The following is a 4,501-nucleotide window of genomic DNA, read 5'->3' as shown; positions in this document are numbered from 1 at the left end:
GAGCATCACCTTGCCAAGGTGAGGGTCGCGGGTTCGAATCCCGTCGTCCGCTCCAGGAAAGTGCAGGTCAGGGGCCCTTTTCGGAGGGCCTCTGTCGCGAGCATCCACCCGCGCTCTACTCAAACGCTCTACCATCGCCATCGTTATCGCACCGCTCTACATCGGGGGTGAGCCATGGCGAAGGCGGTTGCAGACTCGAGGAGACGCTCCTCCCCGGCAGTCGAGCGATCGACGAAGCGCGCGCGACGGCGCGGCAGCGGTGGTGTGTTCGTCGTCCGAGACGGCGTGTGGCGCGTCGACGTCGAGATCGCGCGCGACCCCGTCACTGGCAAACGCAGGCGCGTCTCGCGCACGATCCAAGGGACGCGCGAAGACGCTGAGCTCGCCCTCTCCCGACTGAGGGTCGCCGACCACGAGAAGCGCCTGCCCACCGGCGGCACCAACGCCCGCTCCGTCGCCGCCGTCTTCCAGCTCTACCGTCAGGCGATCGACGCCGGCCTGATCGAGCTGGCGCCGAGCACGATCGCCACCGTCCGCTCGGCCTCGAAGATCATGGCGGCGGTCGAGCTGCCGGATGGTCGAGAGTTCGGCTCGATCCGACTCAGCCGCCTCACGTGGCAGGACATCGAGTACCTCTACGGCGCCATGCGCGCCGCCGGGAAGAGCCCGGCCTACGTGCGACGCTGCGCGACGGTGCTCGCCAGGGCACTCGACCTTGCTCGCAAGCGCGGCCTCATCGACTCCAACCCGGCCAAGGATGCGACGCGGCCGCGGACCGCCCGGTCGAAGCCGTTCGCGCCGACGGGTGCGGAGGTGCGCGACGTCCTGGCCGAGGCGAAGCGTCGTGACCCGGAGGTCGCGGACGCGGCGACCATCCTCGCCAGCACCGGCATGCGGCGCGGCGAGTTCATCGCGCTCCGGTGGGCCGACGTGAACCTCGACCAGAGCGAGCTGCATGTCGGCGCTGCGATCAGCGACGGCGGTCCTGGGATCGGTCTCGTCTACAAAGCGACGAAGCGCTCGGACTGGCGCGACGTGCCGTTGACCTCGGCGGCCACGGCTGCGTTCAAGCGGCAAGAGGAGCGGAGGACGGAGCTGCTCGGGAAGACACCGGACCCGACTGAGTACGTCTTCCCCGGAGGTATCGAGGGCCGTGTGCCGATGCGTCCAGACCAGATCACCAACAGGTGGGCCGCAGCGCGCGGCTTCTCGCCGATCACGCTGCTTCACCTGCGCCACTACACGGCGACGGCGATGCTCGATGCCGGCGAGTCGTACCGCACCGTCGCTGACATCCTCGGCAACAGCGAGGCGACGCTGCGTCTGCATTACGACGGGCGAACCGATGTCGGCAAACGCAAGGCGATCACGGCGCTTGAGCTGTGATGTCCGGACGACCACCCGACGAGGAGATCCGTGACGACTGATCTGACTGAACTGCAGAACCGGCTGATGGAACGGCGAGAGGCGCGACGGTGACCGACGACTCGACTCACAGCTGGTGGACCACAGCGCGGTCGTCCGGTCTCGGCGACCCCGACGCCACCTGGCCACCCGCCCTGGTCGACCTGACAGCTGAGCCTCAGTGGCACGTCAACTCCGACGGCACCAGGTCCAACGACGATGGCATCCTCGCCCGGCTCGAGGCCGAGTTCGGCCAAGTGCGCTCCCGCGAGCGGGTCCGAGGCCTCGCTGAGGTGTTCACCCACCATCGCGAGGTGGACGCCATCCTCGACTCGATGCCCGCCGCCTTCGCTGCGTTGGACATCAAGTTCCTCGAGCCAGCGTGCGGGTCGGGAAACTTCCTCGTCGAGATCCTGAGGCGCAAGCTACGCCTCGTCGCCAAGACCGACTGCGTCTCCCAGGAGCACTACGAACACCGTCTGCTCCGGGCGATCGCCTCCGTCTACGGAGTCGACATCTCGCCGGTCAACGTGACCGAAGCACGGGCTCGGATGGCACAAGTGCTGCTCGGTCACTTCCAAGCGGATGCGAACACGGTGGAGCCGACCGACGCGTTCCTCAACGCCGCTGCGGTGATCCTCGGTGAGAACATCGTGTGTGGCGACACCATGAACGATGCGGACCGCATCGAGCTGTGCGACTGGCGGCCGGCGAGCGGGGCCCGCTTCCAGCGGGTCTGGAGCTTCGCCCTCGTACCGCTCGCCGAGCGGGACTTGTTCTGGGCCGAGCGAATCCAGGACACAGAGCCGGTGCACTACGCCGAGTTGCGGGCCCGCGCGAAGCCTGCGCAGAGTTCCAAGCGGCGCACGGCGAGGGCAGCACGGTGATCGCCGCAACGGACATCGGGCGGGGCGAGGGCCGTCAGCGGCACATCCCCGACATCCTCGACGTGATCGCTGCGCTGTCCTCCGATGCCATCCCGACGCCGCCGGTGCTGGCTCGGGCGCTGCTCGACTTGCTTCCTGAGAGGGTGTGGTCGAACCCGAACTACCGCTGGCTCGACCCGGCGACCAAGTCCGGGTCCATCCTGCGCGAGGCCGCCCGCCGTCTCATGGTTGGCCTCGCCGACTGGGAGCCGGACATTCAAGCCCGAGCTGAGCACATCCTGCGCAACATGCTGTTCGGCTGCGCCATCACTCAAGTGCACGGCGAAATGACCCGGCGATCGGTGTACGTGTCGAGGGACGCCACCAGCGATCACGCCGTCCTCCCGTTCGACACCCCCCAAGGGAACCTCCCCTTCGTCGCCGCCGAGCACGACTACCCGACCAACAACAAGGGACGTGCCACCGGTCCCTGCAAGGTCTGCGGCGCTCCACCCCGCCTCGAGCGCGGCGACACCCGAGAGAACTACGCCTACGCCTTCATCCACGGGGCGTACCCGACCGAGGAGCAGAAGGACATGCAGTTCAATGTCATCGTCGGCAACCCGCCGTACCAGTTGGGAACCGAAGGGTTCGGTTCGACGGCGTCGGCCATCTACCACCGGTTCGTCGAGCACGCCATCTCACTCGAGCCCAAGTACGTCGCCATGATCATCCCGTCTCGGTGGTTCACCGGCGGCAAGGGAGTCGACGCGTTCCGCTCCCGCATGATCGCCGACCGGCGGCTCAGTGCGATCGTCGACAACCCCAAGCTCTTCGACTGCTTCCCCGGCGTCGAGATCAAGGGCGGCATCAACTACTTCCTATGGGACCGCGATTACGACGGGGACTGCGAGTTCTCTACTCGCATCGACGGGCAGATCGTCTCCACGATGAAGCGCGACCTCCGCCACGGCGAAGGCGTGGTCATCCGCGACAACGGCGCCATGAGCATCATTGAGAAGGTGCGGGCGAAGACGTCCCGTTCCGTCGCTGAGGTGTGCAGCGTCCGGAAGCCGTTCGGCCTGAACATCTTCTCGAACTACCCGGGCAGCGTGCCGGAGCCGTTCGAGGGTGCCATCCCGCTCATCTACGCGAGCCACGTCGGCTACAGCCGTCCCGACCAGATCGAGCGCAACCACCAGTGGATCGAACGGTGGAAGGTGCTCCTCCCGATGGCTGGCGACGGGCACGGCCGTGAGGTGTCATACGTCCTCGGCGAGCCCATCGCCCTTGCGCCCGGATCAGCCTGCACCCAGACCTATCTCATCGCCGGGATGTTCGACACCAAGACCGAGACGAAGAACTACGCGCACTACCTGGCGACGAAGTTCGTGCGCTTCCTCGTGCTCCAGCGGAAGTCCACCCAGCACGTGACGCCCGATCGGTTCAAGTTCGTTCCGGTCCTCGACATGAAGCGCCGCTGGACCGACGCCGACCTCTACGAGCACTTCGGCCTCACCAAAGACGAGGCCGCCTACATCGAGTCGACCATCCACCCCAGAGACGTGATCCTGTCGCTCGACTCGGCCATCCCGGCTTCGCACCTGCCCGGCGGATCGAAGTATCGGGCCGCGGCCGAGCGTGCTGAGACCGAGGCGCCCGAGGCCGACGTCGACGACCTGGACGCAGGGGACGACGGGTGAGTCCGAAGGCCTCTGGGCGCATCTACGTCTACAGCGCCCCGGGCTACGACACGGGCTGGGTGCGCACCGTCGGCTCGACGACCATCGAGGGCCACGGGAAGCTGAAGGTCGGCTACACCGGCCGGCCCGACCCCCGGGTCCGGGTGAAGGAGCAGACCGGCACCGTCTACCCCGACGGCGACGGCATCGTCGTCCACCTCGACGAGCCCGCTGTACGGGCCGACGGCACGTTCTTCGACGACCACGACGTACACAAGGTCCTCGACGCCGCCGGCGTGCAGCGCTCCAGCGAGGTCGCCGAAGCGACCCTCGCCGAGGTCCGCGCCGCCATCACCGCCGTGCGCGCCGGCCGCCCCTACGACCCGGCCCGCACCGACGACTTCGACATGCGCCCCGAGCAGGCCGACGCCGTCGAGGTCACCGCCGCCTACTTCGCCGCCCACGCCGAGGACGCCCATCCGCCGCGGTTCTTATGGAACGCCAAGATGCGGTTCGGCAAGACCTTCGCCACCTACCAGCTCGCCCAGC

Annotated in this window: 4 protein-coding genes; all 4 read left to right on the top strand. The window is 67.7% G+C overall.

Annotation, left to right across the window (positions count from 1 at the left end):
* Nucleotides 1-174: 174 nt before the first annotated feature.
* Entirely contained in the window at nucleotides 175-1,386 is a 1,212-nt protein-coding gene (locus tag WEB06_11410; GenBank protein MEX2556228.1) for a tyrosine-type recombinase/integrase, read from the top strand.
* 89 nt (nucleotides 1,387-1,475) lie between these two features.
* Nucleotides 1,476-2,291, top strand: coding sequence for a DNA methyltransferase (locus WEB06_11405; GenBank protein ID MEX2556227.1), 816 nt, complete (start codon nucleotides 1,476-1,478; stop codon nucleotides 2,289-2,291).
* Complete coding sequence (locus WEB06_11400) at nucleotides 2,288-3,973, top strand: Eco57I restriction-modification methylase domain-containing protein (protein MEX2556226.1); 1,686 nt, start codon at nucleotides 2,288-2,290, stop codon at nucleotides 3,971-3,973. The genes WEB06_11405 and WEB06_11400 overlap by 4 nt, the downstream gene beginning before the upstream one ends.
* On the top strand, nucleotides 3,970-4,501 hold a 532-nt coding region (locus WEB06_11395), incomplete at its 3' end, for a hypothetical protein (protein ID MEX2556225.1). The genes WEB06_11400 and WEB06_11395, both read left to right, overlap by 4 nt.

The organism is Actinomycetota bacterium (genome assembly GCA_040905475.1).
In the GTDB taxonomy this organism is placed as follows: domain Bacteria; phylum Actinomycetota; class AC-67; order AC-67; family AC-67; genus DATFGK01.
The sequence above is the reverse complement of the archived record's forward strand: the minus strand, read 5'-3'. Positions and strand labels throughout refer to the sequence as shown.

What these genes read in the sequence shown, in the direction of transcription:
- WEB06_11410 (MEX2556228.1), top strand. Translation starts at nt 175, where the DNA reads ATGGCGAAGGCGGTTGCAGACTCGAGGAGACGCTCCTCCCCGGCAGTC.